We start from the raw sequence: 24,142 nt of genomic DNA, 5'->3' as shown, positions 1-24,142 counted from the left end.
CACGCCCAGACCGGTTGCGACAACGGTGACGCGGATGCGGTCTTCCATCGACTCGTCGAACACGGTGCCGTACTTCACGAAGGCTTCCGGCGCAGCGAAGGCCTGAACGGTCTTCACGGCATCGCGGACTTCGGACATCTTCAGCGAGCGGCTCGCGGTGATGTTGATCAGCACGCAACGCGCACCCGACAGCTCCGTGCCTTCCAGCAGGGGGCTGACGGCAGCCTGTTCGGCGGCGAGGCGGGCGCGATCCATGCCGGCGGCTTCGGCCGAACCCATCATCGCGCGGCCCATTTCACCCATGGCGGTGCGAACGTCCTGGAAGTCGACGTTCACCAGACCGGGAACGTTGATGATTTCCGCAATGCCGCCCACGGCACTGCTCAGCACGTTGTCGGCAGAACGGAAGCAGTCCTCGAAGCCGGCGTCGTCGCCGTACACTTCGAGCAGCTTGTCGTTGAGGACGACGATCAGCGAGTCGACATGGCGGGTCAGCTCTTCAACGCCACTCTCGGCCACGCGCAGGCGATTCTCGAAGTCGAAGGGCTTGGTCACGACCGCGACGGTCAGGATGCCCATTTCCTTCGCAATTTCGGCCACCACGGGAGCTGCACCGGTACCCGTGCCGCCACCCATGCCGCCGGTGATGAAACACATGTGAGCGCCGTCGAGCGCCTCAGCGATCGCGTCGCGCGACTCCTGCGCGGCGGTGCGGCCGGCTTCCGGCTTGGAGCCCGCGCCAAGACCGGAAGTGCCAAGCTGGATCTTGTTCGGTGCAAGACAGCGGCTCAGCGCCTGCGCGTCGGTGTTGGCGGACACGAAGTCCACGCCCTGGACGTTCTGCCGGATCATGTGATCGACGGCATTCCCACCGGCTCCGCCGACACCGACCACCTTGATGATCGTACCGGTCTGCACCTTTTCAACGATTTCGAACATTTCTTGCCTCGCCTCCTAGGGAACTACCCTAACCGTATGCTGCGTTGCGTGAACGCCTATATCTAGTAATGGGTAGTAAGTCTACTACTAAATAGGGATTTGCACGCAACCCTTAATTCAATTTGACTGTCAAATTCCGCCAGCCGGTCAGAAATTCTTCTCGAACCACGCCTTCATGCGGCCGAACACCTGCCGCACGCTGCGCGTCTCGCGCGCCATGATGCCGCGGCGACGCTGCGCATGGCCCTCCATCACGAGGCCCATGGCCGCGGCATAGCGCGGATGGCACACGACGTCCGCGAGTCCACCGGCATACTGCGGCGCGCCGACGCGGACCGGCATATGAAATACCTCCTCGCCCAATTCCTCCATGCCAGGCATGACAGATGAACCGCCGGTCAGCACGATGCCCGACGACAGCAGTTCCTCGTACCCGCTGCGGCGTAGCTCGGCCTGCACCAACTCGAACAGTTCGGACACACGCGGCTCGATGACGTCTGCGAGGCGCTGGCGCGACAGCGGGCGCGGCGGACGGTCGCCGACGCCCGGGACCTCGATCATTTCTTCGGGATCGGCCAGCGTATGCATCGCGATGCCCTGACTGATCTTGATTTCCTCGGCCTCCGCGGTCGGAGTGCGCAAGGCCATCGCGATATCGTTGGTGATCTGGTCCCCCGCGACCGGCAGCACGGCGGTGTGACGGATTGCTCCCTGAGTGAAGACTGCGATGTCGGTCGTGCCCCCACCGATATCGACGAGGCACACTCCCAGTTCCTTCTCGTCCTCGGTCAGCACCGAGTAACTCGACGCGAGCGGCTGCAGGATCAGATCCATCACCTCGAGACCGCAGCGGCGCACGCACTTGATGACGTTCTGCGCAGCCGAGACGGCCCCGGTGACGATGTGCACCTTGACCTCGAGCTTGACACCGCTCATCCCGATCGGCTCGCGTACGCCCCCCTGGCCGTCGATGATGAATTCCTGCGTCAGGATGTGCAGGATCTGCTGCTCTGCCGGAATCGGCATCGCACGAGCGACTTCGATCACCCGCTCGACGTCCATCGGCGTGACTTCCTTGTCCTTGATCGCGACCATGCCGTTGGAGTTGAAGCTCTTGATGTGACTGCCCGCGATGCCGGTATAGACGTCGCGGATCTTGCAGTCGGCCATCAGTTCGACCTCCTGGATCACGCGCGAGATGGCATCGACGGTCGCTTCGATATTGACGACGACGCCGCGTTTGAGGCCGTTGGTCGGCTGCGAGCCGACGCCCACGACGTTCAGCTGTCCGTCCGGTCGCGCCTCGGCCACCATGCAGGTGACCTTCGAGGTGCCGATGTCGAGTCCGACGATCAGGTCCTTGTATTCCTTGCTCATTTCTTGCCTTTAGTAGCTGCTTTGACGTCCCCCACCGGCGTGAGGGCGAATCCGCTCGGGTAGCGGAGATCCGCCACCGCCACCTTTACTCCAAGTCTTTCCTGCGTCTGCGGCCACGCGCGGACGAAGCGCGTCAGCCGCTCGGCGACGGGCACTTTTTCCTGGTCACGGCCGAGTACGATTACCATGCCGTCTTCCAGCTTGAGCTGCCAGGCTTCGCGCGCCGACAAGGACAGCGCGACGAGCTTCTTGCCAAGCGGCGAGACCATTTCGGAAAACTCGCGGTATTTCCCCTGGACATAGCCCGACGTGCCCTGCGGTCCCGAAAGAGCCGGCATGTCGGCATTGCTGGAGGCAGCGAACACCTCGCCCTGGCGATTGACGAGTTGTGTGTCTCCGCTGTCGGAGATCGTCCAGTAGGCAACCGCCTGATGCTCCTCGAGACGCAGTTCCAGCGCGTCCGGCCAGCGTCGGCGGACTTCCGCGTGGCGGACCCAGGGCAGCTTCTCGAAGGCCGCCCGTACCGTTTCGAGGTCGACCGAGAAGAAGTTGCCGCGTATCGCGGCGCGCGCGACGTATTCGAGCTGCTGCGTCGTGACCTGCGCGGGCGGAGTCAGCACGACCACCTCGCGCAGCGGAAATAGCGGCCGCGACAGGAACCAGACGACGGCCGCGTAGCCGAGCGCCACCGCCGCAAAGAGCATCAGGACGTCGGATATCAGGTTCAGCAGCGCCGGGCGCTGCCACAGGCCTTCGCGCATACGACCGCGTCCCGAAGCGCCGACGCTGCCGGCGACCTGCAGGGAAAGCGGAGTACGAGGGCGAAAATCAGCCAAGGCGGGCATCCTCGAGGATCGAGAGGCACAGCTCGGTGAAATCCATGCCCGCGACGCGCGCAGACATCGGCACCAGCGAGTGTCCGGTCATGCCCGGCGAGGTGTTCATTTCGAGCAGGTAGGGCCGGCCGTCCTCGGTCACGATGAGGTCGGCACGCCCCCAGCCACGGCAACCGAGCACCTGTGCGCACTTCATGACGAGCGCCTGCAGTTCGGTCTCCTTCGCCTCGGGCAGGCCGCAGGGGCAGAGATACCGGGTGTCGTCCGTGAAATACTTGTGCTGGTAATCGTAGTTGCCGCCGGGCGCTTCAATGCGGATCAGCGGCAAGGCGCGATCGTGCAGGAAAGGCGCAGTCAGCTCGGCGCCGGAAATGAATTCCTCGGCGATCACGAGATCGTCGAAGCGCGCGGCCAGTTCCCACGCAGCTTTCAGCTGCCCCGCCTCCGTGACCTTGGTCGCGCCCATGCTCGAGCCTTCATGCACTGGCTTGACGAAGATCGGCAGCCCGAGGTCGGCGACGATTCCATCCCAGTCCGAACCGGCATCGAGAATTGCGTAGCGCGGCGTCGGCAGACCGCAGGCGGCCCACACCATCTTGGTCCGCCACTTGTCCATCGACAGCGCGGACGCCATCACGCCGCTGCCGGTGTAGGGGATCTTCAGCAATTCGAGCATGCCCTGCACGGTGCCGTCTTCACCGCCGCGGCCATGCAGCGCGATGAAAGCACGATCGAAGCCCTGCTCCTTGAGGACGTGCAGGTCGCGCTCGGCCGGATCGAAGCCGTGCGCGTCGACGCCCGCTTCACGCAGCGCCGCCAGCACCGCATTGCCCGACATCAGCGACACTTCACGTTCCGCCGAGGTGCCGCCAAGCAGCACCGCCACTTTTCCAAATTTTTGCTTCATTTCGATTTCGCTCATGCCTATTCCTCCGCGCTGGCCAGCTTGCCCGGCACGGACCCGATCGAGCCTGCGCCCATCGTGATCACCACATCGCCATCGCGCGCGGCGGAGATAATGCTCGAAGGCATATCCTCGATGCCCTCGACAAATCTCGGTTCAACCTTGCCCGCGACGCGCAGGGCACGTGCGAGCGAGCGCCCGTCGGCGGCGACGATCGGAGGCTCGCCGGCCGCGTAGACCTCGGCCAGCAACAATGCATCCACCGTCGACAACACCCGCACGAAGTCCTCGAAACAGTCGCGTGTGCGGGTATAGCGGTGCGGCTGGAATGCGAGCACGAGACGACGGCCCGGGAAGGCGCCACGTGCCGCCGCCAGCGTCGCCGCCATTTCGACCGGGTGGTGGCCATAATCGTCAATCAGCGTAAAGCTGCCGCGCTCGCTACCGTCCTCGCCACGAAGCGGCACTTCGCCGTAACGCTGGAAACGGCGGCCGACGCCCTTGAATTCAGCCAGCGCCTTGACGATCGCAGCGTCCGGCACCTGCACCTCGGTCGCCACGGCAATCGCGGCGAGAGCGTTGAGCACGTTATGCAGACCCGGCAGATTCAGTTCGATCGACAGGCGCGAGACCGAGCCGTTGACGCGCACCGCGTCGAACAACATGCGACCGCCCTCCGCGCGGATGTTCTCCGCACGGATGTTGGCGCCTTCGGACAGGCCGTAACGCACGATCTGCTTCGACACGAGGGGCATGATCGAACGCACGTGCGGATCGTCCTCGCACAGCACGGCCACACCGTAGAACGGCAGGTGCTGCAGGAAATCGACAAAGGCCTGCTTGAGGCGGGCGAAATCGTGCCCGTAGGTGTCCATGTGGTCGGCGTCGATATTCGTCACGACCGAGATCACCGGCGTCAGCAGCAGGAAGGAGGCATCGGATTCGTCCGCTTCCGCGACGAGGAAGTCACCCTTGCCGAGATGCGCGTTGGCGCCCGCGGCGTTCAACTTGCCGCCGATGACGAAGGTGGGGTCCATCGCACCTTCGGCGAGAATGCTCGCGACGAGCGAGGTCGTCGTCGTCTTGCCGTGCGTGCCGGCGATCGCGATGCCCTGCTTGAGACGCATCAGCTCTGCGAGCATCTGCGCGCGGGGGACGACGGGAATGTGGCGCGAACGGGCCGCGATCACTTCCGGATTGTCGTTGCGCACGGCGGTCGAAATCACGACCGCGTCGGCGTCCGCGACGTTTTCGGCCGAGTGGCCGGACACGACGCGGGCACCCAATGCGCGCAGGCGACGGGTCGCGGCGTTCTCGCCCAAGTCCGACCCGCTGACAGCGTAGCCGAGGTTGACGAGCACCTCGGCGATGCCGCTCATGCCGGCACCGCCGATGCCGACGAAATGGATGCGTTTGACTTTATGTTTCATGACTTTCTCCCGGCGGCGAGGGCTTCGCACACGTCGGCGACGGCGTCGGCAGCCGCGGGCTTCGCCAGCGCGCGGGCCTTGTCGGCCATTTCCAGCAACCGGGGCCGGTCGAGGCTCGCGAGGATGCCGGCCAGCCGCTCGGCGTCGAGTTCGTTCTGAGGCAGCAGATAGGCGGCGCCCTGGTCCGCCAGGAAGCGCGCATTCGAGGTCTGGTGGTCGTCCACCGCGTACGGGAAGGGCACGAGCAGGCTGGCGACGCCGACGGCTGCGAGTTCCGCCACGGTCAGCGCGCCCGCGCGGCAGATGACGAGATCCGCTTCGGCGTACTTGGCCGCCATGTCGTCGATGAAAGGGACGAGAACACCCTCGACGTCGGCCTTCGCATACTGGACCCGCAACGCCTCGATCTGCCGAGCGCCGGCTTGATGCGTCACCTGCGGACGCTGGCCGCGCGCCATCAGCGACAGCGCTTCCGGGACGACCTGATTGAGTGCCGCCGCGCCGAGGCTACCGCCCACCACGAGCACCTTCAAAGGGCCGGTACGGCCGGCGAAACGCAGGGCGGGGGACGGGACTGCGGCGATCTCCGCGCGCACCGGGTTGCCGACCCACACGGCCTTCTTCAGCGCGGCAGGGAAGCCGGCCAGGACGCGGTCTGCGACGCCCGCGAGGACGCGGTTTGCCAGCCCCGCGACCGAATTCTGTTCGTGCAGCACGAGCGGACGGCCGATCAGTGCAGCCATCATCCCGCCAGGAAAAGTCACGTAGCCGCCCATGCCGAGGACGACGTCGGGCCGGATCCGGCGCAGGGCACCAAGAGCCTGCCAGAATCCGCGCAGGAGATTGAGCGGCAGCAGCAGCTTACGCAGCAAGCCCTTGCCGCGTAGCGCCGAGAACCGTATCCAAGCGACTTCGTAGCCGCGTTCCGGCACGAGGCGAGCCTCCATCCCTTCTGGATTGCCCATCCAGACAATGCGCCAGCCTTGGCTGCGCAGACGCTCGGCAACCGCGATGCCGGGAAAGATGTGACCTCCGGTACCGCCGGCCATCACGAGCAGCGTCTTCACGAACGCCCCCTCATCACTTGCCGGTTTTCCCAGTCGATGCGCAGCAGAATCGCGAGGGCGACGCAGTTCGCGACAATCCCCGATCCGCCGAAACTCATCAGCGGCAGCGTCAAGCCCTTGGTGGGCAGAAGACCCATGTTGACGCCCATATTGATGAAGGACTGGACGCCGAACCACAGCGCGATGCCCATCGCCACGAGTCCGGGGAAATAGCGTTCGAGCTTGATCGCCTCACGGCCGATCACCATGATCCGGTGAACCAGTACCGCGAACAGCAGGACGATCGTCATCACGCCGGCGAAACCGAGTTCCTCGGCGATCACTGCGAGCAGGAAATCCGTGTGTGCTTCGGGGAGGTAGAAGAGCTTCTCGACGCTGGCGCCGAGCCCCACCCCGAACCATTCGCCGCGGCCGAACGCGATCAACGCGTGCGAGAGCTGGTAACCCTTGCCGAAGGCGTCCTGCCACGGATCCATGAAACCGAATAGGCGATCGCGGCGATACGGCGAGAGCCACACCAGCAGGCCCAGACCGACGATCGCGACCAGCGCAAGGAGCACGAAGACGCGCACGTTGATGCCGCCGAGGAAGAGCACGCCGAATGCGATCGACGTGATCACGACGAAGGCGCCGAAGTCCGGCTCGCGCAGCAGCAGGAAGCCGACGACGATGATCGTCACCGCCATCGGCAGGAACGCGCGACGGAAACTGCCCATGTCGGACAACTTGCGGACCGTGTAGTCGGCGGCGTAGAGCGCGACGAAGAGCTTCATCAGCTCCGACGGCTGTAGGTTGATCGGTCCGAGCGGCAACCAGCGCTGAGCGCCGTTGACCTCGCGCCCCAAGCCGGGGACGAGCACCACCAACAGCAAGACCATGCCCGCGACGAACAACCAGGGGGCGAACTGCTGCCATTGGCGCATCGAAACCTGGAACGACGTCAGCCCGGCGATCACGCCGACGATCAGAAAAATCGCGTGGCGAATCAGGAAGTAGAACTGCTGGTAGCCCGTGAAGCGGCTGCCCTCGGCCGTCGCGATCGAGGCCGAATACACCATCACCATACCGATCAGCAGCAGGGCGCACGATGACCAGATCAGGAGCGGATCGAGATCGCGTGCAGACTCCTGCGGACGCATCAGGCGGTTGACCGCCCGGCTCGCGTCGGACGCGCTGCCGTGCGTCATGCGGGACTGGAAGAATCCCGTTAGTGCGCTGACGATCTTCATGCCGCACTCACTCCGGGAAGGCGTCTCGCCGCCGCGATGAATACTTCGGCGCGATGTGCGTAGTTGCGGAACATGTCAAGGCTGGCACAGGCGGGCGACAACAGGATGGCGTCGCCTTGTTGGGCCACGGCGTTTGCGCGCTCGACGGCGGCGTCCATGTCTGCAGCACGCTCGACGACGGCCTCGGTGCCGGCAATCGCCGCTTCAATCAACGGAGCATCGCGGCCGATCAGCAACACCGCGCGGGCGTGACGGGCGACGGCGTCGCGCAGGGGCGAGAAGTCCTGCCCCTTGCCGTCGCCGCCGGCGATCAGGACCACCCGCCGCCCCAGCCCTTCGAGCGCGGCGAGCGTCGCGCCGACGTTGGTTCCCTTGGAATCGTCGTAGAAGACGACGCCGTCGGCTCGTTGCGCGACGGGCTCGACGCGATGCGGCAGACCGCGGAAAGCTTTCAGGGCTTGAAGCATCGGTGCGAATTCAAGGCCGATCGCGTGGCCCAAGGCGAGGGCGGCGAGCGCGTTGGTCGCGTTGTGTGCACCGGCGAGCGGCAGTTCGTCCTGCCGCATCAGTTTCTCGTTGCCTCGAGCAAGCCAGGCGTCGCCGAAGGCGTCGCTGACGATGCCGTAATCGCGCTCGCTCGGCGGAGCGTCCGTTCCGAAGGTGACGGCCATCCGCGCAGGCAGGCGCATCGCTGCGACGAGCGCATCCTGACGGTTGAGAACCTGCACGCCCTTCCCAGCGAATATCCGCGACTTCACTGCGGCGTAGGTCGCCAGATCCCCGTGGCGGTCGAGATGGTCGTCGGTCACGTTGAGCACCGTCGCCGCATCCGTATCGAGACCGGCGGCGCCTTCGAGCTGGAAGCTGGAGAGTTCGAGCACCCAGCACTCGGGCAAGGACTCGCCGCGGTCGAGGCGGTCCATCAGCAGGTCGAGTGCCGCAGGGCTGATGTTGCCCGCCGCGACCGCATCGAGTCCCGCCGCCTGGCACTGCGCGGCGGTCAGCGCCGTCGTCGTGGTCTTGCCGTTCGTGCCGGTGATCGCGATGATGCGCGAACGATCCCGTACGCCGAGCTCGTCGAGCGCACGAGCGAACAGGGCCATCTCGCCAAGGACCGGGATCCCGCGCCGACGTGCGATGTCGAGCAGCGCGATGCGGGCATCGATTCCAGGACTCAGCGCGACGAGATCCACCCCTTCGAGCAGCCGGTCTGAGAACTCGCCAAGGGCAAGCTGCGCATCGGGCACCGCCGAACGGAGCGTGGCTAGGCCGGGCGGTTGGGCGCGGCTGTCTGCAACGCGCAGGCGGGCACCCTGACGGGCACACCAGCGTGCCATCGCAAGACCCGATTCTCCCAGGCCGAGCACCAGAACGAAGCGATCGGTCAGCGCGCTCATCGCAGTTTCAGCGAGGACAGGCCGAACAGCACCAGCATGAGGGTGATGATCCAGAACCGGACGACGACCTGCGTTTCCTTCCAGCCACCCAGTTCGTAATGGTGGTGCAGCGGCGCCATTCGGAAGATGCGCTTGCCGCCGCTGTACTTGAAGTAGAGCACCTGCACCATGACCGACATCGTCTCGGCGACGAAGAGGCCACCCATGATGAAGAGAACGATTTCCTGGCGGACAACGACTGCGACAGTACCGAGGGCTGCGCCGAGGGCGAGCGCCCCGACATCGCCCATGAAGACCTCGGCCGGATAGGCGTTGAACCACAGGAATCCGAGACCCGCGCCGCACAACGCGCCGCAGAAGACCGCGAGTTCACCGGCGCCGGCGATGTAGGGCACGCCGAGGTATTTGGCGAAGCCGGCGTGCCCCGCGACGTAGGCGAAGATCGCCAGTGCCCCGGCAACCATCACCGTCGGCATGATCGCCAGCCCGTCCAGACCGTCGGTGAGGTTCACGGCGTGGCTTGTGCCGTTGATGACGAAATACGAGAGGGCGACGAAGCCCCAGACGCCCAAGGGATAGGAGACGGCCTTGAAGAAGGGAACGATCAGATCGGTCTGCGCGGGCTCATTCGCCGTCAGGCCGAGCACCATCGCCGCGGCCAGGGCAATCAGCGAAGTCCACAAGTATTTCCAGCGGCTCGCGAGCCCCTTCGGATCGCGGTGCACGACTTTGCGCCAGTCGTCGACCCAACCGACCGCACCGAAGCCGAGGCTCACCAACAGCGTCACCCACACGTAGTGATTGTGCAGGTCGCCCCAGAGCAGGGTCGTTACAGCAATCGCGATCAGGATGAGCGCACCGCCCATCGTCGGCGTGCCGGCCTTTGTCAGATGGGACTTGGGTCCGTCGTCGCGCACGGCCTGGCCGATCTTCTTTTCCGTCAGCCAGCGGATCAGCATCGGCCCGAACACGAAGGAAATCACCAGCGCAGTCAGCGCCGCAAGAACGGTGCGCAGCGTGATATAGCCGAATACGTTGAAAGTACGGATATCCTGGCCCAACCAGAGGGCAAGTTCGAGCAGCATGACTTAATGAGACTCCTGTGACGGGGCGCCATTGTGCACCGCCGCAAGCGCATTCGCCACCCGTTCCATCCGCATGAACCGGGATCCTTTGACCAGCACCACCGTCTGCGCGTCGAGTTGTCCTTTGAGAGCCGCAACCAGAGCCTCCGGAGAGTCGAAATGATGCGCGCCATCTCCGAAGTTGTGAGTGGCAACGGCGCTCATCTCGCCCAGCGCGTACAAGCTATCGATCCCCTTGCTCTTCGCGTAGCCGCCGATTTCGTCATGCAGCTGCGCGCTGGTCTGGCCGATTTCGCCCATATCTCCGAGCACGAGCACCGTGTGGCCAGCGGTCGAGGCGAGAACGTCGATCGCCGCACGCATTGAATCCGGATTGGCGTTGTAGGTGTCGTCGAGAATCACCGCGCCGCCGAGCCCCGGGCGACGTTGCAGCCGCCCGGGCGCACCGCTGAAACCTTCGAGCCCCTCGACGACGGCCTCCAGCGTTGCACCGGCGGCCAGACAGGCGGCGGCGGCACCCGCGGCGTTGCGAACGTTATGGACGCCCGGAACCGGAAGCTCGATCTTGACCGTATTGCGCGGCGTAACCAGCTCGAGCGCGGAACCGAAGCCATGCTGGGTGCAGCGCACCGTCACGTCGGCGGGATGGTCCATGCCGAAACTCATCACGCGGCGACCGGCATTGAGATCATTCCAGTAGGCCGCATGAGGGTCGTCGGCGTTGACGACGGCGACACCTTCTTCGGCCAGCCCCGAGTAGATCGCACCCTTTTCCTGCGCAATTTCGACGAGCGACCCCATTCCCATCAGATGCGCCCGCTGCGCGTTCGTCACGATGGCAACGGTGGGCCGGGCAATATCTGTCAGATAGGCTATCTCGCCGGGATGGTTCATGCCCATCTCGATGATCGCGGCGCAATGCCCGTCGCGCAGTTCGAGCAGCGTCAGCGGAAGCCCGATATCGTTGTTCAGGTTACCCGAGGTCGCGAGCACGGCACCGGCCCCGCGTCCATCGGAACGAGCCTGCGCGCGCATGATCGCCGCGCACATTTCCTTGACCGTCGTCTTGCCGTTGCTCCCCGTGACGCCGATCAGCGGGATCTCGAACCGCCGGCGCCACAATGCCGCCAATGCTCCGAGCGCGGCCCGCGTGTCGTCGGCGACCAGGAGGGGCAGCTCGATATCGCTGTGCTCCGCGGCCCAAGCGGCATCGACGAGGGCCGCCACCGCGCCTTGCTCGCCTGCCTGAGCGACGAAATCGTGACCGTCGAAGCGCTCGCCGCGCAATGCGACGAAGAGTTGTCCCGTGCGGATGCAGCGGCTATCGGTGCCGACGCAGTCGAAGCGCGCCTCGTTCGTCGCCCGCAGATCGAGGGCCTGAGCAACTTCCTGCAGGGTCAGCATGCACCCCGCCCCATCTTCCGGTTCCACTCCATCAGCGCGGCGCGCGCCTGTTCGACATCCGAGAATGGCATGCGTACCCCAAGAATCTCCTGATAGGGCTCATGGCCCTTGCCCGCGAGCACGATGACGTCGTCCGCCGCGGCCTCGTCGATGGCAATCCGGATTGCTTGCGCGCGGTCGGTAACACGCTCTGCATTCGCTCCGGCGCCGTTGACGATCGCATCGATGATCTTCTCGGGATCCTCGCTGCGGGGGTTGTCGCTGGTGATGATGATGCGATCGGCCAGCTGGCGCGCGACCTCACCCATGATCGGACGCTTGCCGGCATCGCGATCGCCGCCACAGCCGAACACGCAGACCAGCCGTCCGCCGCGGGCGCGCGCGGTACCGCTGACCGACTCCAGCACTTTCGCAAGCGCATCGGGCGAATGCGCGTAGTCGACCACGATCAGCGGTTCCGCGACACCGCCGACGAGTTGCATGCGACCTTCCGGCGGAGTCAGCCGCGAAATCACCTGAAGCACGTCTTCGAGCGCATGTCCACGCGCCAACAGCGCGCCGGATACAGCCATCAGATTCGAAACATTGAAAGGTGCGACGAGGCGGACCTGGACGTCCGAACGTGTGCCGTCCCACTCCAGCGTGAAGCGCAGGCCGGCCGGCGAGCTCTGCACGTTCTCAGCGAGGAGCACTCGGGCACCGGGCACGGCGGCGGCGTTGATCGCGACGCGCGTGTAACCGATGACCGGCATCCCTTGCGCAACGAGGCGGCGCGCCTGGCTGAGACCGAAGCTGTCGTCGAGATTGATCACCGCCGTGGAAACGCCCGGAAGGTCGAACAGCCGGGCCTTCGCGGCGGCATAACTGTCCATGCTACCGTGGTAATCGAGGTGATCGCGCGTCAGGTTGGTGAAGACCGCCACGTCGAAGGCGACGCCATTCAGGCGTTCCTGATCGAGCCCGATTGACGAGACCTCCATCACCGCGGCAGCGGCGTCGGTTGCGACGAATTCCGCGAGAAGGCGATGCAATTCGAGCGCGTCGGGGGTCGTATTGATCGTGTTCGCGAGCTGCCCCGGAAACCCGTTACCGAGCGTGCCGATGACACCGCAACGCTCGTCGAAGTGCCCGATCGCACGCGCCAACCACTGCGTCACGGTCGTCTTTCCATTCGTGCCGGTGACGCCAGCCACCCAGAGCTTCTGCGACGGATGCCGGTAGATGGCGTCAGCAAGGTAGCCGCCGAGTTGGCGCAGGCCCGCGACGGCCATCGTGGGCACGGCGACCGCCTCCGGACGATAGCCGTCGACATCGTCCCACAACACTGCGGAAGCCCCTCGCGCGACGGCAGCGCCCATGAACTTGCGCCCGTCTGTCTTGAACCCCGGCCACGCCGCAAAGACATGACCGGGTTCGACACGACGGGAGTCGGCAGTGATACCGCCGGGGTTGACGCCTGCCTCGTGCAGACGCTCCAGGATATTCAGGGCCTGAGCAGCGCTCACATGCTCTCCTTCACAGGGGGCGGGTCGCCGGCCTTCTGGGCGAGTTGCAGTGGTACCAGCGGCGCGTCGGGCGGCACGCCGAGCGTGCGCAGCGCGCCTTCGGCAATCTGGGCAAACACGGGAGCGGCAACGGTACCGCCGTAATACTGGCCGGCGGAGGGTTCATCGATCATCACGGCCACGATTATCCGCGGATCGGACGCGGGCACCATGCCGACAAACGATGAAACATATTTGTTCGCGTAATGGCCGCCTTCGAGCTTGTGGGCCGTTCCGGTCTTGCCGGCCACGCGGTAGCCCGAGATCTGGGCCCGCGGCGCTGTCCCGCCCGGACTGACCACCATCTCGAGCATCGCGCGCATCTCGTGGACTGTTTCCGACGAGAACACGCGCTTGCCCCCAGCCGGAGGACCGTCGAGCTTGCGCAGCGACAGCGGCACCATTTCGCCGTCGCGCGCAAATACGAGGTATGCGTGCGCCAGCTGGATGAGGCTCACCGAGATCCCGTGGCCGAAGGACATCGTCGCCTGCTCGACCGGCTTCCACGTATGCGCCGGCCGCAGCCGCCCGCCTGCCTCGCCGGGAAAACCCAGACTCAGCGGCTTGCCGAAACCGAGCGCATCGAAGTTCCGCCACATTTCCTCGGGCTGGAAATTCATCGCAATCTTGACAGTGCCGACGTTCGACGACTTCTGGATGACCTGCGCCACCGAAAGCATGCCGTTATGATGCGAGTCGGAGATCGTCGCCTTGCCGATCGTGATCCGGCCCGCACCGGTGTCGACCATGCTACCGGGCCGCACTTTTCCACGCTCGAGCGCGAGCGCGATCGTAAAGGGCTTCATCGTCGAGCCGGGCTCGAAGGTGTCGGTGAAGACCCGGTTGCGCAGCTGCGCGCCGCTCAGGTCGGTGCGATTGTTCGGGTTGTACGTGGGCGCATTGACGAGCGCCAGAATCTCGCCCGTGCGTGCATCGAGCACGACCGAGGCGCCGGCCTTCGCCTTGTGGGTCGTCATCGCTTGGCGCAACGCGCTGTAGGCGATGTACTGGATCTTCGAGTCGACCGACAGCGCGAGATCCTCGCCGTCACGCGGCGAGCGCACCCATTCGACGTCATCGACGACTTGCCCGCGGCGGTCGCGGATCACGCGTCGGACACCGGGTTTTCCAGCCAGCGAATTCTCGAAGGCGAGCTCGACCCCTTCCTGCCCCTTGTCATCGACGCCGGTGAAACCCAGCACGTGGGCCATCACCTCACCGCCCGGATAGTAGCGACGGAATTCCTGTTGCTGGTGGATGCCGGGCAGCTTGAGGTCGGCGATCTGCTGCGCGAGTTCGGGCGACAGCTGGCGCTTGAGATAGACGAATTCGCGACCCGAACCGAGGCGGCGATCCAGCTCCTGCACGTCGATTTCCAGGAGCGCCGCGAGTTTGCGCATGTCCGCAGGCGAAAGCTGCGCGTCAGACGGGATCGCCCAGATCGAGCGCACCGGCGTACTGACCGCGAGCATGTCGCCGTTGCGGTCGGTGACGCGTCCGCGCGTAGCGGGCGCCTCGATCACGCGCGCGTAGCGCGACTCACCCTTCGCCTGCAAAAAGTCGTTGTTCACGCCTTGCAGGTAGGCCGCACGCCCGGTGAGCGCGAGCGAGCCGCACATCAGGCCGAGCATCACGACACGGACTCGCCACCCAGGCAGGCCGTTCTTCAGCAAGGGGTTATGGTTGAATGTTACCGGGCGCCGCTTGGTCATTGCGCCACCTCCACCGAGAAAAGCTGTCCGGACGGCGGCACGCGCATGCCAAGGCGCTCGCGAGCGATTTTTTCGACGCGGGCATGGGCCGCCCAAGTGCTCTGTTCAAGCTGCAACTGATCCCACTCCACTTCAAGACCATGCATCCGTGTCTGTTCGCGCTCCAGCTCCGCGTACAGCTTGCGAGCTTGGTGCTGCGACCCCACCACGCCGAGGGCGCTGGCGACGGCGATCGCCACGAGAAAGGCATCCACGCGGATCATGCCGCCTCCGTACGTTCAGCGACGCGCATCACGGCACTGCGCGCGCGGGGATTGGCCGCAACTTCGGCGCTGCCGGGACGCTGCGACTTGCCCAATAGGGCGAGCCGCGGCTTCGGCAGATCGGCAGCGCGTACGGGCAGACGGGGCGGCAATTGGGGCGGACGCGATTCGTCGCGCATGAAGCGCTTGACGATGCGGTCTTCGAGGGAATGGAAACTGATCACCACAAGCCGTCCGTGCGGCTTGAGTCGACGCACGGCTTCGGGCAGGATCAGCGACAGCTCTTCGAGTTCCCGATTGATGAAAATCCGTAGAGCCTGGAAGCTACGCGTCGCCGGGTGCTGCCCCGGCTCGCGTGTACGGACCGTTTTTTCCACGATCGCGGCAAGCTGTCCAGTGGTTGCAATAGCCCCCCCTGCCCGAGCAGCTGCAATCGCCTTTGCAATCGCATAAGCAAACCGTTCTTCCCCATAATCCCTGAGTACCTCCGTGATTTCCGCGACAGAGGCCTCGGCCAGCCATTCGGCGACCGTCTGTCCGCGAGTCGTGTCCATGCGCATATCGAGGGGTGCGTCGAAGCGGAAGCTCATGCCCCGCGTCGGCTCGTCGAATTGAGGCGAGGAGACGCCGAGATCGAGCAGCACGCCATCGACGTGCTCGATGCCCAACCGGTCGAGTTCCTCGCCGAGAGCGCTGAAAGGGGCATGCACGAGCACGAATCGGGGATCCGTGAGCGCCTGCCCTGCCTGGATGGCCATCGGGTCGCGATCGAATGCGATCAAGCGCCCCTGGCTACCCAGCTTGGAAAGGATTGCGCGGCTGTGGCCGCCGCGTCCGAAGGTGCCGTCCACGTAGACGCCATCGGCGCGCACGGCCAGCGCGTCGATCGCTTCGGAGAGGAGCACCGTGACGTGCCCGTTCGCGTCACTCACAGCGCCAGGCTCTCGAATCCGGCCGGGAGCGGACCGCTGGCGAGCGCCAACATGGCTTCCTGCTGCTTCTGCCAGCCCGCATCGGACCACAGCTCGAAATGGGTACCCTGCCCGACCAACCAGACCTGCTTCTCGAGCCCGGCCCACTGGCGCGAAGTCGGCGCAATCAGCACCCGCCCGGCCGAATCCAGCTCTTCCTCTTGCGCATAACCGATCAGCAGACGCTTGAGGCCGGCCGTCTGCATGTCGAGCCCCGGCATCGCCGAAACCTTGTCTCGAATGGGATCCCAGGCCGTCTTCGGATAGACGAGCAGGCACTTGTGCGGATGGGCGGTAATCACGAGGGGAGCCCCATCGGGAACGAGGGCGTCACGATGCCGCGCCGGGACCGCTAGGCGTCCTTTCGCATCGAGACTGAGCGCAGAGGCTCCCTGGAACATCAACCCCCCTGATTTTTCATGACCAAAGTGTATCTGAATAACACTTTGACCCACTTTTCACCACCAACTCCCACTTTAGAGCAAAGGTAAAACCGGGTCAAGCTGACGAAACGGATTTTTCCGTTGCAGCACAATGACTTATGGCTTGAGAACGAGAGACGAGAAAGCCTGAAAAATCAAGGCAGATAGCGCAAGTTCATGAGATTTTTGGGCAGAAATGCCCAGTGCCGCGCCCCAGGGTGGGGAACGGTGGGAAAACCGGGTCGAAAAGGGGAGAAAGTTATTTCGCCGGAGTTTCAGCGCGGCAAATTGGGAAGTTCGCCGATAAGCCGGGTTCTGTCGAACGGCCACGGAGCGAACCGCGACCGCCGGGCAGTCATTCCTCTGGGGGCCGTGTTGCCACGGCGCTCTAGCAGCCTACCCGGGAGCAGCGCGAGCCACGCCATTGCTCCCCTATTTGGCCTTGCCCCGGATGGGGTTTACCGCGCCAGTCCTGTCACCAGTCCTGCGGTGGGCTCTTACCCCACCATTTCACCCTTACCTGTACCTGCTTGCGCAGGCCATCGGCGGTATCCTTTCTGTTGCACTTTCCGTCGCCTTACGGCGCCCGGCCGTTAGCCGGCATCCTGCTCTGCGGGGCCCGGACTTTCCTCCACGCACACGAGGTACGCAGCGACTGCCTGGCGAACTTCCCGCGGCGATTATACGCGAGCGCTCATTGTCCCGCCGGAACAAAAGCGATCGTGCCGTCCTTCTGGCGGAAGGTGCCGACCAGAGGGCCCGGTGCAGCGCCCGCGTTGTCCCAGTCCTGGACAGCACACTTTTCGGTGCTGACGAGGTACCAGTACTTACCCTGATGCACGCCCCACAGTCGATCCCCAGCCTCGAATACTTCCACGGGCGTCAGGTCGGTCCGGTCCGGGTGAATCGCGACGCGGCGCTGGCAATTCGGCAGGCGCGAGGGGATCAGCGCCTGGTTTACCGTCTTGTCCCAGAAATAAGGCTGCTCGCGCACGAGAATCAGGGCGTGCTGACTCCCTTCGATCATATAGGCGGTAGCACCGTTCTCGCACGCCATCAGCATCGGCGTCAGCGCGAGCACCGCACACAGATTCCGCAGGGAAGTCGGCAGCATAAGTTGCAGTCCTGTCAGAGCAGGCGCCAGGCAATCGATTCGCCGGCGCGCAAGGGCACGAGGGGATCGTCGCCAAGATACCCGTATGCGGATGGCACCGTCCACTCGTCCTTCACGAGCGTGATCCGGTCCTGGTTCGCGGGCAGTCCGTAGAACGCGGGGCCGTTCAGGCTCGCGAACGCTTCGAGGCGATCGAGGGCGCCCGCCTGCTCGAAGGCTTCGGCGTAGAGCTCGATCCCGGCATGGGCCGTATAGCACCCGGCACATCCACAAGCGGCCTCCTTCGTCGATTTGGCATGCGGCGCGGAGTCGGTACCGAGGAAATACTTGGCGCTGCCGCTCGTGACCGCTTCGACGAGCGCACGGCGATGCGTTTCGCGCTTGAGCACCGGCAGGCAATAGTGATGCGGCCGAATGCCGCCCGCGAAGATCGCGTTGCGGTTGAGCAGCAGGTGATGCGCGGTCACCGTCGCGCCCACGTTGGCTCCTGTACTCGCGACGAACTGCACCGCGTCGGACGTCGTGATGTGCTCGAAGACCACGTGCAGGCCCGGGAACCGGGCGACCATCGGCGCGAGCACGCGATCGATGAAGACTTGTTCGCGATCGAAGACATCGACGTCGCCATGCGTCACTTCGCCATGGACGCACAGCACCATGCCGAGCTGCTCCATGCGCTCAAGGACGGGATAGACCTTGTCGATGGCCGTCACGCCGGCGTCTGAATTGGTGGTCGCGCCCGCCGGGTAGAGCTTGACCGCGACGACGGCACCGCTCGCCCTGGCGCGATCGATTTCGTCCGGCGCGGTGTTGTCGGTGAGATACAGACTCATCAGTGGCTCGAACTTCAAGCCCGGGGGAACAGCTGCATTGATCCGCGCGCGGTATTCAAGGGCTTGCGCGGTGGTCGTCACTGGCGGCCGCAGATTGGGCATGATCAGCGCCCGAGCGAAGCGTTGTGCAGTGTGCGGAACCACGGTGGCGAGGGCGTCGCCGTCGCGCACGTGCAGATGCCAGTCGTCGGGGCGAATCAGGGAAAGCGTTTGCATGACCAGTCCGTTTCTTGGGAGTGCACAATTATAGGCGCGCTTCAGTCGCCCTTGAGTTCTAGGGCGCGCGCGTAGAGGGCGTTGCGCGAGGCGCCCGTGATTTCTGACGCCAGCCGCGCCGCACTCTTGACGGGCAACTCGGCGAGCAGCAGTGCGAGCACGCGCTCGGCCTCCGCCCCGATCCCCTCGGCCGCCGGAGCCGCCGACACGATCAGGACGAATTCCCCGCGCGCGCGATTGGCATCTCCCGCCAGCCAGGCCGCGGCATCGGGGAGGGGCATGCGTACGATCTGCTCGTACATCTTCGTCAGTTCGCGCGCGATGACGATCTCGCGCTGCGGTTCGAGCACGTCCGCCAGGTCGGCCACGCACTCGGCAATACGATGGGGCGATTCATAGAATACGAGCGGCACCGGCTGCGCGCGCAAGGATTCGATCCCCGCCTTGCGCGCGGCCTGGCGTGCGGGCAGGAAGCCGACGAAGTGGAATCCGTTGTCGACGAAACCGGCGGCCGACAGGGCCGTGATGGCCGCGCAAGCACCGGGCACCGGCACGACCGGGAAACCCGCCTCCCGCACCCGAGCCACCGCACGGGCACCCGGATCGGACACGGCCGGCGTCCCGGCGTCGCTGATCAGCGCGACGTGCTGACCGGCTTCCAGCATCCGAATCACCTGGCCGACCGCCGCCTGCTCGTTGTGCTCGTGCAGCGCGATCAGCCGCGAGCGAATGCCGAGCGCATCGAGCAGCCGCTGGCTGTGGCGCGTGTCCTCGGCGGCGATCACCTCCACGGAAGCGAGGACCGCCTGCGCGCGCAGCGTAATGTCCTGCAGGTTTCCCAGCGGCGTGGCCACCACATACAATGACGGCGTACTTGAAAGAGGGGAAGGACTGGCGGCCATGAGAGAAGAGAAAGGCAATACGAGGGCAGGCATTGTCGACCCCGCGCGGGGCGCGAAGCAAGCGCGCGGCAAGGCAGCCGAACTGCTGGCCGAACGCTTCCTGTCGTCCCGCGGGGTAACGACCATTGCCCGCAATGTGCGCTGTCGCGGCGGAGAGGTCGATCTGATCTGCTTCGACCGCGGCGTGGTTGTCTTTGTCGAGGTGCGCCTGCGCACGAACCCGCGTTTCGGCGGTGCCGCCGCGAGCATCACGACAACGAAGCGCCGAAGAATCGAACTGGCGGCACGCTGGTGGCTCTATGGAGCGGGCCGACGCTATGCCGAACGCCCCTGTCGCTTCGATGCGGTCCTGCTGAAGAATCTCGATGTGGATGACATTGACTGGATTCGCGGCGCGTTCGACGCCTACTGCGCGTAACCGACTGTAAGCGAGCGTGACCGGCAAACGCGACCGATGCACACTCCCGGTCACTGCCGCAGTCCCCGGCGCGACACGCGTGGGGGCAAACTTCGAGCCTTGGCACACATGCTAGACTCTTGCCCCCGATCGAAGTGCCCCGAGGGCCCATCATGGACCTGATTCACCGCATCTCCCGACAATTCGAAGACAGCGCGCGAACCAAGCTCGACGCCCTGGAAGCGCTCGCCGCGCCGATCGCCGGCGCCGTCGAGATCGTGACCGGCAGCCTGCTCAACAACGGCAAGATCCTGTCCTGCGGCAACGGCGGCTCGGCAGCCGATGCGCAGCATTTCGCGGCCGAACTCGTCAATCGCTTCGAGATGGAGCGCCCGCCGCTCGCCGCCATTGCCTTGACGACCGACACTTCCACGCTGACGTCGATCGCGAACGACTACGACTACACCCAGGTCTTCTCGAAGCAGGTGCGCGCGCTGGGCCAGCCGGGCGACGTATTGCTCGCGATTTCGACGAGCGGCAATTCCCCCAATGTGATTACCGCCATCGAAGCCGCCCACGAACGCGAGATGCGCGTCATCGCACTGACCGGCAAGGGCGGAGGTCAGATCGGCGAAATGCTCACGGACCACGATATCCACCTATGCGTGCCATCGGACCGCACCGCCCGCATCCAGGAAGTCCATCTGCTGGTGCTGCATTGCCTGTGCGACGGCATCGATTGCCTGCTACTCGGAGTTGAAGACGAATGAATCAAAAACAAGCCCTGATCCGCAACCGCGCGCTCATCCTGGCCCTCGCAGCGGCAACCACGCTACCGCTGCTGCAGGGCTGCATACCCCTCGTCGCCGGCGGCGTCGGGGCGGGGGCCGTGATCGCCTCCGACCGGCGCACCTCGGGCACCTACATCGAGGACGAAGGGATCGAGTGGCGCGCCAACAGCGCACTCAAGGATCGCCTGGGCGACGCGGTACATATCAACGTCACCGCCTATAACCGCAACGTACTCCTGACCGGCGAAGCGCCGACCGAAGCCCACCGCGCGGAAGCCGAACGCGTTGCAGGCGGCATCAACAACGTGAAGGGCGTGATCAATGAAATCCAGGTCGCCGGCATTTCTTCGCTCACCTCGCGCGGCAACGACTCGCTCCTCACCTCGAAGGTGAAAGCGCGCTTCGTCGATGCGGACCAGTTCAGCGCCCATCGCGTCAAGGTCGTGACCGAGGCAGGCACGGTCTATCTGCTGGGCCTCGTGACGCGCCGCGAGGCCGACGCTGCAAGCGAACTCGCGCGCCGGACCGACGGCGTGCGTAAGGTGGTGCGAGCGTTCGAATACATCACCGACCAGCAGGCCCGCCAACTCGACGGGGTGTCGGACAAGCAGCAGTAAACGGCGGCGCGGTTCGCGGCACGCCGCGAACCGCGCCGGTTGTCGTCAGCAGAGCTGACGCAAGGCAGCGAGCAGCTTCTCGTGCACACCGCCAAAGCCGCCGTTGCTCATCACGAGCACATGGTCGCCCGGGCGCGCGTCCGCCGCCACGTCAGCGATGAGCGCATCGAGCGCCTCATAGGTAGTTGCCCGCTCGCCCAGCGGCGCCAGTGCCGATGCGGCATCCCAGCCGAGCCCATTCGTGTAACAGAACACCCGATCCGCAAGCGCCAGGCTCTCCGGCAGGCGATCCTTCATGACGCCGAGCTTCATTGTGTTCGACCGCGGCTCGAGCACAGCGAGAATTCGCCCGTCCGCTTCGCGCCGGCGCAGCCCCTCGATGGTCAAGGCAATCGCGGTCGGATGATGGGCGAAATCGTCGTACACCGACACGCCGCCGACTTCCCCGCGCAGCTCCATCCGACGCTTGATGCCCTCGAATCGGGCGAGAGTCGCGATCGATTGCGCCGGCGTGATACCAACGTGACGGGCCGCAGCGATCGCAGCGAGAGCATTGCTACGATTGTGGCTGCCGGCCATCGGCATCCGTCCGCGCCCCAGCTCCTCACCGCGCAACCGGAAAACCGCCTCCCCCTTCTCCGCGCCGACGTCGACAGACCAATCGGCGCCATCGCCGAACCACTCCACCTCGGACCAGCATCCGCGCCCAAGGACGCGCTTGAGACTTTCCTCGCCGGCATTCGCGATGATGCGGCCTGAAGCGGGAATCGTCCGCACGAGATGATGGAACTGCGTTTCGATCGCCGCCAGGTCCGCGAAGATGTCCGCGTGGTCGAATTCGAGGTTGTTGAGGATCGCAGTCCGCGGGCGGTAATGCACGAACTTCGAACGCTTGTCGCAGAATGCGGTGTCGTATTCGTCCGCTTCAATGACGAAGAACGACGAATCGGTCAGCCGGGCTGACACACCGAAATTGCCGGGCACGCCACCGACGAGGAATCCCGGGTTCAGGCCGGCATCCTCGAGCAGCCAGGCCAGCATCGACGTGGTCGTCGTCTTGCCATGCGTGCCGGCGACGGCGAGCACCCACCGCCCTTGCAGCACCTGCTCGGCCAGCCATTGCGGCCCGGAGACATAGGGCAGGCCGCGATCGAGGATTGCTTCCAGGAGCGGGTTGCCGCGTGAAATCGCATTACCGACCACGAACATATCGGGAGCAAGATTGATCTGCGCCGCGTCGTAACCTTCAGTCAGGGCGATGCCGCACTGTTCGAGCTGCGTGCTCATTGGCGGATAGACGTTCGCATCGCAGCCGGTGACCGTGTGTCCCGCCGCGCGCGCGATCTGGGCGATGCCCCCCATGAAGGTGCCACAGATGCCAAGAATATGGATATGCATGAAAACTCCGGGGCTTCGGCGCGCTGCAATGCGCTTGAAACCGGCCCGTGTAGAATGGTCGGCATTCTACATCGACCGTCCGCTGCACTCGCGACCATGACCTTCCGAGCGCCTCCTTCCCGATCAGGAACCCTGCGGCGCGAGATCGCTGCCGCAGCAGCCCGCATGATGGCCGAAGACGGCATCAGCGACTTCGGCTTCGCAAAACGCAAGGCCGCGCGACAACTCGGCGCCACCGACGCCGACGCCCTGCCGAACAACGCCGAGATCGAGGCCGAACTGCGGGCTTGGCAGGCGCTGTACCAGGACGAGGAGCAGGCCGAGCGCCTGCTCGAAATGCGAAGGGCGGCCGTCGAAGTCATGCGCCTGCTCGATGAATTCCGCCCCTACCTGACCGGCGGCGCGTTGGACGGCACTGCCGGCCGCTATACCGAAGTCGACATCGAGCTCCATCCGGAAAGCGCAAAAGAAGTCGAGATCTTCTTCCTCAATCAGAACATCCGTTACGAACATCGCGAACCGCGTCGGCCGGCACCCAATACGCCCGAAGCCATCCTCAGCTTTGACTGGGACCAGGTACCCATCCGGCTGTCGATCCATGAAGGGCAAGGCGAGCGCACGTCACGCCGGCATGGCGAACGCGCTCGCCTCCCGGCCGTGGAAGCCTTGCTTGCCGCCGACGAACTGGCGGCGGCGCAAACCGCGAACGTCCCTCAGGAATGAAGCGTTCCGGCACTGCGCTCCTTGTCGCGGCCGTCGCGGCGCTCTCCGCGTTCGCGGGCTACTGGACGCAGCATCGCGTGCAATCCGATGGCGCGTCTGGAGTGACCGCCGAGCAGGGCGCGCCCATCCTGGCCCTGACCCTGCCGGACGCCGACAATCGCCCGCAAGCGCTCGACCAATGGCGCGGCAAGGTGCTTGTCGTGAATTTCTGGGCGACCTGGTGCCCGCCTTGCCTGCGCGAACTGCCCGAATTCTCAGACGTCGCCCGGCGCCACGCCGACCAGCCGGTGCAGTTCGTCGGCATCAGCATCGATCGCCTCGAAAATGTGCGCCATTTTGTAAGCATCACCCAAATACCATATCCATTACTGATAGGCTCCCCGGAAACCGTGGACCTTACCGTTCCGCTGGGCAACACAGCACACGCATTGCCGTTCACGGCAATCTTCGATCGGGCCGGCACGCTTCGATTTGTGAAGCTAGGTACCTTGAACGCCGACGAACTAGCAGGCAAAATCCGCGCACTGCTCGACAGACCCTAAGCGCTGCAGTGCCTTTTTTCTGGACAAAT

Annotated in this window: 24 protein-coding genes and 1 other RNA gene; 5 read left to right on the top strand and 20 right to left on the bottom strand. The window is 65.0% G+C overall.

Annotation, left to right across the window (positions count from 1 at the left end; all coding sequences use genetic code 11):
• The 19 genes from ftsZ to rsmI form a co-directional block, all read right to left on the bottom strand.
• The coding region (gene ftsZ / locus VJ673_RS05610) for a cell division protein FtsZ (protein ID WP_324125060.1) at positions 1-939 on the bottom strand (939 nt) is incomplete at its 3' end.
• A 147-nt stretch (positions 940-1,086) separates the two neighbouring features.
• Complete coding sequence (gene ftsA, locus VJ673_RS05605) at positions 1,087-2,316, bottom strand: cell division protein FtsA (protein WP_015437308.1); 1,230 nt, start codon at positions 2,314-2,316, stop codon at positions 1,087-1,089.
• The gene (locus tag VJ673_RS05600) at positions 2,313-3,161 is read right to left on the bottom strand and encodes a cell division protein FtsQ/DivIB (protein WP_324125058.1); all 849 of its coding nucleotides are present in this window, start codon (positions 3,159-3,161) and stop codon (positions 2,313-2,315) included. The genes ftsA and VJ673_RS05600 overlap by 4 nt, the downstream gene beginning before the upstream one ends.
• The gene (locus VJ673_RS05595) at positions 3,145-4,059 is read right to left on the bottom strand and encodes a D-alanine--D-alanine ligase (RefSeq protein WP_324125062.1); all 915 of its coding nucleotides are present in this window, start codon (positions 4,057-4,059) and stop codon (positions 3,145-3,147) included. Before VJ673_RS05595 ends, VJ673_RS05600 begins: the two co-directional genes overlap by 17 nt.
• Positions 4,060-4,076: 17 nt before the next feature.
• The gene (murC, locus tag VJ673_RS05590) at positions 4,077-5,486 is read right to left on the bottom strand and encodes a UDP-N-acetylmuramate--L-alanine ligase (RefSeq protein WP_324125057.1); all 1,410 of its coding nucleotides are present in this window, start codon (positions 5,484-5,486) and stop codon (positions 4,077-4,079) included.
• Positions 5,483-6,553, bottom strand: a complete 1,071-nt coding sequence (murG, locus tag VJ673_RS05585; RefSeq protein ID WP_324125056.1) for an undecaprenyldiphospho-muramoylpentapeptide beta-N-acetylglucosaminyltransferase — start codon at positions 6,551-6,553, stop codon at positions 5,483-5,485. The genes murC and murG overlap by 4 nt, the downstream gene beginning before the upstream one ends.
• The gene (gene ftsW, locus VJ673_RS05580; protein ID WP_324125055.1) at positions 6,550-7,782 is read right to left on the bottom strand and encodes a putative lipid II flippase FtsW; all 1,233 of its coding nucleotides are present in this window, start codon (positions 7,780-7,782) and stop codon (positions 6,550-6,552) included. The genes murG and ftsW overlap by 4 nt, the downstream gene beginning before the upstream one ends.
• A complete protein-coding gene (murD, locus tag VJ673_RS05575; protein WP_324125054.1) occupies positions 7,779-9,179 on the bottom strand; it encodes a UDP-N-acetylmuramoyl-L-alanine--D-glutamate ligase in 1,401 nt (466 codons plus the stop codon). The genes ftsW and murD overlap by 4 nt, the downstream gene beginning before the upstream one ends.
• Positions 9,176-10,264, bottom strand: a complete 1,089-nt coding sequence (gene mraY, locus VJ673_RS05570; protein WP_324125053.1) for a phospho-N-acetylmuramoyl-pentapeptide-transferase — start codon at positions 10,262-10,264, stop codon at positions 9,176-9,178. Before mraY ends, murD begins: the two co-directional genes overlap by 4 nt.
• A 3-nt stretch (positions 10,265-10,267) precedes the next feature.
• Positions 10,268-11,668: a UDP-N-acetylmuramoyl-tripeptide--D-alanyl-D-alanine ligase gene (locus VJ673_RS05565; protein WP_324125052.1), complete on the bottom strand. Its 1,401-nt coding sequence runs from the start codon at positions 11,666-11,668 to the stop codon at positions 10,268-10,270.
• Complete coding sequence (locus tag VJ673_RS05560) at positions 11,662-13,173, bottom strand: UDP-N-acetylmuramoyl-L-alanyl-D-glutamate--2,6-diaminopimelate ligase (RefSeq protein ID WP_324125051.1); 1,512 nt, start codon at positions 13,171-13,173, stop codon at positions 11,662-11,664. The genes VJ673_RS05565 and VJ673_RS05560 overlap by 7 nt, the downstream gene beginning before the upstream one ends.
• A complete protein-coding gene (locus VJ673_RS05555) occupies positions 13,170-14,924 on the bottom strand; it encodes a peptidoglycan D,D-transpeptidase FtsI family protein (protein WP_324125050.1) in 1,755 nt (584 codons plus the stop codon). The genes VJ673_RS05560 and VJ673_RS05555 overlap by 4 nt, the downstream gene beginning before the upstream one ends.
• Positions 14,921-15,187: a cell division protein FtsL gene (gene ftsL, locus VJ673_RS05550; protein WP_324125049.1), complete on the bottom strand. Its 267-nt coding sequence runs from the start codon at positions 15,185-15,187 to the stop codon at positions 14,921-14,923. The genes VJ673_RS05555 and ftsL overlap by 4 nt, the downstream gene beginning before the upstream one ends.
• Positions 15,184-16,119, bottom strand: a complete 936-nt coding sequence (gene rsmH / locus VJ673_RS05545; protein ID WP_324125048.1) for a 16S rRNA (cytosine(1402)-N(4))-methyltransferase RsmH — start codon at positions 16,117-16,119, stop codon at positions 15,184-15,186. The genes ftsL and rsmH overlap by 4 nt, the downstream gene beginning before the upstream one ends.
• Positions 16,116-16,559 (bottom strand): division/cell wall cluster transcriptional repressor MraZ, encoded by a 444-nt coding sequence (mraZ, locus tag VJ673_RS05540; RefSeq protein WP_015437321.1) that lies wholly within the window; start codon positions 16,557-16,559, stop codon positions 16,116-16,118. Before mraZ ends, rsmH begins: the two co-directional genes overlap by 4 nt.
• A gap of 309 nt (positions 16,560-16,868) precedes the next feature.
• An RNA gene (gene rnpB, locus VJ673_RS05535) (RNase P RNA component class A) lies at positions 16,869-17,251 on the bottom strand.
• A 23-nt stretch (positions 17,252-17,274) separates the two neighbouring features.
• Positions 17,275-17,694, bottom strand: a complete 420-nt coding sequence (locus tag VJ673_RS05530) for a hypothetical protein (protein ID WP_324125047.1) — start codon at positions 17,692-17,694, stop codon at positions 17,275-17,277.
• 14 nt (positions 17,695-17,708) lie between these two features.
• Complete coding sequence (pyrC, locus tag VJ673_RS05525) at positions 17,709-18,743, bottom strand: dihydroorotase (RefSeq protein WP_324125046.1); 1,035 nt, start codon at positions 18,741-18,743, stop codon at positions 17,709-17,711.
• 41 nt (positions 18,744-18,784) lie between these two features.
• Positions 18,785-19,606 (bottom strand): 16S rRNA (cytidine(1402)-2'-O)-methyltransferase, encoded by an 822-nt coding sequence (rsmI, locus tag VJ673_RS05520; protein ID WP_324125045.1) that lies wholly within the window; start codon positions 19,604-19,606, stop codon positions 18,785-18,787.
• A gap of 37 nt (positions 19,607-19,643) precedes the next feature.
• On the opposite strand from rsmI, the gene VJ673_RS05515 reads away from it, so the two are divergent.
• The 3 genes from VJ673_RS05515 to VJ673_RS05505 all read left to right on the top strand — a co-directional run bounded on the left by VJ673_RS05515 (position 19,644) and on the right by VJ673_RS05505 (position 21,450).
• A complete protein-coding gene (locus VJ673_RS05515; protein WP_324125061.1) occupies positions 19,644-20,063 on the top strand; it encodes a YraN family protein in 420 nt (139 codons plus the stop codon).
• A 152-nt stretch (positions 20,064-20,215) separates the two neighbouring features.
• Positions 20,216-20,812: a phosphoheptose isomerase gene (locus VJ673_RS05510; RefSeq protein WP_324125044.1), complete on the top strand. Its 597-nt coding sequence runs from the start codon at positions 20,216-20,218 to the stop codon at positions 20,810-20,812.
• Positions 20,809-21,450, top strand: a complete 642-nt coding sequence (locus VJ673_RS05505) for a BON domain-containing protein (protein WP_324125043.1) — start codon at positions 20,809-20,811, stop codon at positions 21,448-21,450. Before VJ673_RS05510 ends, VJ673_RS05505 begins: the two co-directional genes overlap by 4 nt.
• A gap of 45 nt (positions 21,451-21,495) precedes the next feature.
• Here the strand turns inward: VJ673_RS05505 and mpl are convergent, their stop codons facing one another.
• Entirely contained in the window at positions 21,496-22,848 is a 1,353-nt protein-coding gene (gene mpl / locus VJ673_RS05500) for a UDP-N-acetylmuramate:L-alanyl-gamma-D-glutamyl-meso-diaminopimelate ligase (protein ID WP_324125042.1), read from the bottom strand.
• A 165-nt stretch (positions 22,849-23,013) separates the two neighbouring features.
• Between mpl and VJ673_RS05495 the strand changes: the two genes are divergently transcribed.
• Positions 23,014-23,571, top strand: coding sequence for a hypothetical protein (locus tag VJ673_RS05495; RefSeq protein ID WP_324125041.1), 558 nt, complete (start codon positions 23,014-23,016; stop codon positions 23,569-23,571).
• On the top strand, positions 23,568-24,113 hold the full coding sequence (locus VJ673_RS05490; RefSeq protein WP_324125040.1) for a TlpA family protein disulfide reductase: 546 nt from the start codon (positions 23,568-23,570) through the stop codon (positions 24,111-24,113). Before VJ673_RS05495 ends, VJ673_RS05490 begins: the two co-directional genes overlap by 4 nt.
• Positions 24,114-24,142 lie beyond the last annotated feature (29 nt).

This window comes from Aromatoleum sp. (genome assembly GCF_035254505.1).
Classification (GTDB): Bacteria; Pseudomonadota; Gammaproteobacteria; order Burkholderiales; family Rhodocyclaceae; genus Aromatoleum.
This window is presented reverse-complemented; position numbering and strand designations above follow the sequence as displayed.

What these genes read in the sequence shown, in the direction of transcription:
- ftsW (WP_324125055.1), bottom strand. Translation starts at nt 7,782, where the DNA reads ATGAAGATCGTCAGCGCACTAACGGGATTCTTCCAGTCCCGCATGACG.
- VJ673_RS05495 (WP_324125041.1), top strand. Translation starts at nt 23,014, where the DNA reads ATGATGGCCGAAGACGGCATCAGCGACTTCGGCTTCGCAAAACGCAAG.
- ftsL (WP_324125049.1), bottom strand. Translation starts at nt 15,187, where the DNA reads ATGATCCGCGTGGATGCCTTTCTCGTGGCGATCGCCGTCGCCAGCGCC.
- VJ673_RS05505 (WP_324125043.1), top strand. Translation starts at nt 20,809, where the DNA reads ATGAATCAAAAACAAGCCCTGATCCGCAACCGCGCGCTCATCCTGGCC.
- mraY (WP_324125053.1), bottom strand. Translation starts at nt 10,264, where the DNA reads ATGCTGCTCGAACTTGCCCTCTGGTTGGGCCAGGATATCCGTACTTTC.
- VJ673_RS05510 (WP_324125044.1), top strand. Translation starts at nt 20,216, where the DNA reads ATGGACCTGATTCACCGCATCTCCCGACAATTCGAAGACAGCGCGCGA.
- mpl (WP_324125042.1), bottom strand. Translation starts at nt 22,848, where the DNA reads ATGCATATCCATATTCTTGGCATCTGTGGCACCTTCATGGGGGGCATC.
- VJ673_RS05490 (WP_324125040.1), top strand. Translation starts at nt 23,568, where the DNA reads ATGAAGCGTTCCGGCACTGCGCTCCTTGTCGCGGCCGTCGCGGCGCTC.
- VJ673_RS05600 (WP_324125058.1), bottom strand. Translation starts at nt 3,161, where the DNA reads ATGCCCGCCTTGGCTGATTTTCGCCCTCGTACTCCGCTTTCCCTGCAG.
- pyrC (WP_324125046.1), bottom strand. Translation starts at nt 18,743, where the DNA reads ATGCAAACGCTTTCCCTGATTCGCCCCGACGACTGGCATCTGCACGTG.
- VJ673_RS05530 (WP_324125047.1), bottom strand. Translation starts at nt 17,694, where the DNA reads ATGCTGCCGACTTCCCTGCGGAATCTGTGTGCGGTGCTCGCGCTGACG.
- VJ673_RS05595 (WP_324125062.1), bottom strand. Translation starts at nt 4,059, where the DNA reads ATGAAGCAAAAATTTGGAAAAGTGGCGGTGCTGCTTGGCGGCACCTCG.
- murD (WP_324125054.1), bottom strand. Translation starts at nt 9,179, where the DNA reads ATGAGCGCGCTGACCGATCGCTTCGTTCTGGTGCTCGGCCTGGGAGAA.
- ftsA (WP_015437308.1), bottom strand. Translation starts at nt 2,316, where the DNA reads ATGAGCAAGGAATACAAGGACCTGATCGTCGGACTCGACATCGGCACC.
- VJ673_RS05515 (WP_324125061.1), top strand. Translation starts at nt 19,644, where the DNA reads ATGAGAGAAGAGAAAGGCAATACGAGGGCAGGCATTGTCGACCCCGCG.
- VJ673_RS05565 (WP_324125052.1), bottom strand. Translation starts at nt 11,668, where the DNA reads ATGCTGACCCTGCAGGAAGTTGCTCAGGCCCTCGATCTGCGGGCGACG.
- murC (WP_324125057.1), bottom strand. Translation starts at nt 5,486, where the DNA reads ATGAAACATAAAGTCAAACGCATCCATTTCGTCGGCATCGGCGGTGCC.
- mraZ (WP_015437321.1), bottom strand. Translation starts at nt 16,559, where the DNA reads ATGTTCCAGGGAGCCTCTGCGCTCAGTCTCGATGCGAAAGGACGCCTA.
- VJ673_RS05555 (WP_324125050.1), bottom strand. Translation starts at nt 14,924, where the DNA reads ATGACCAAGCGGCGCCCGGTAACATTCAACCATAACCCCTTGCTGAAG.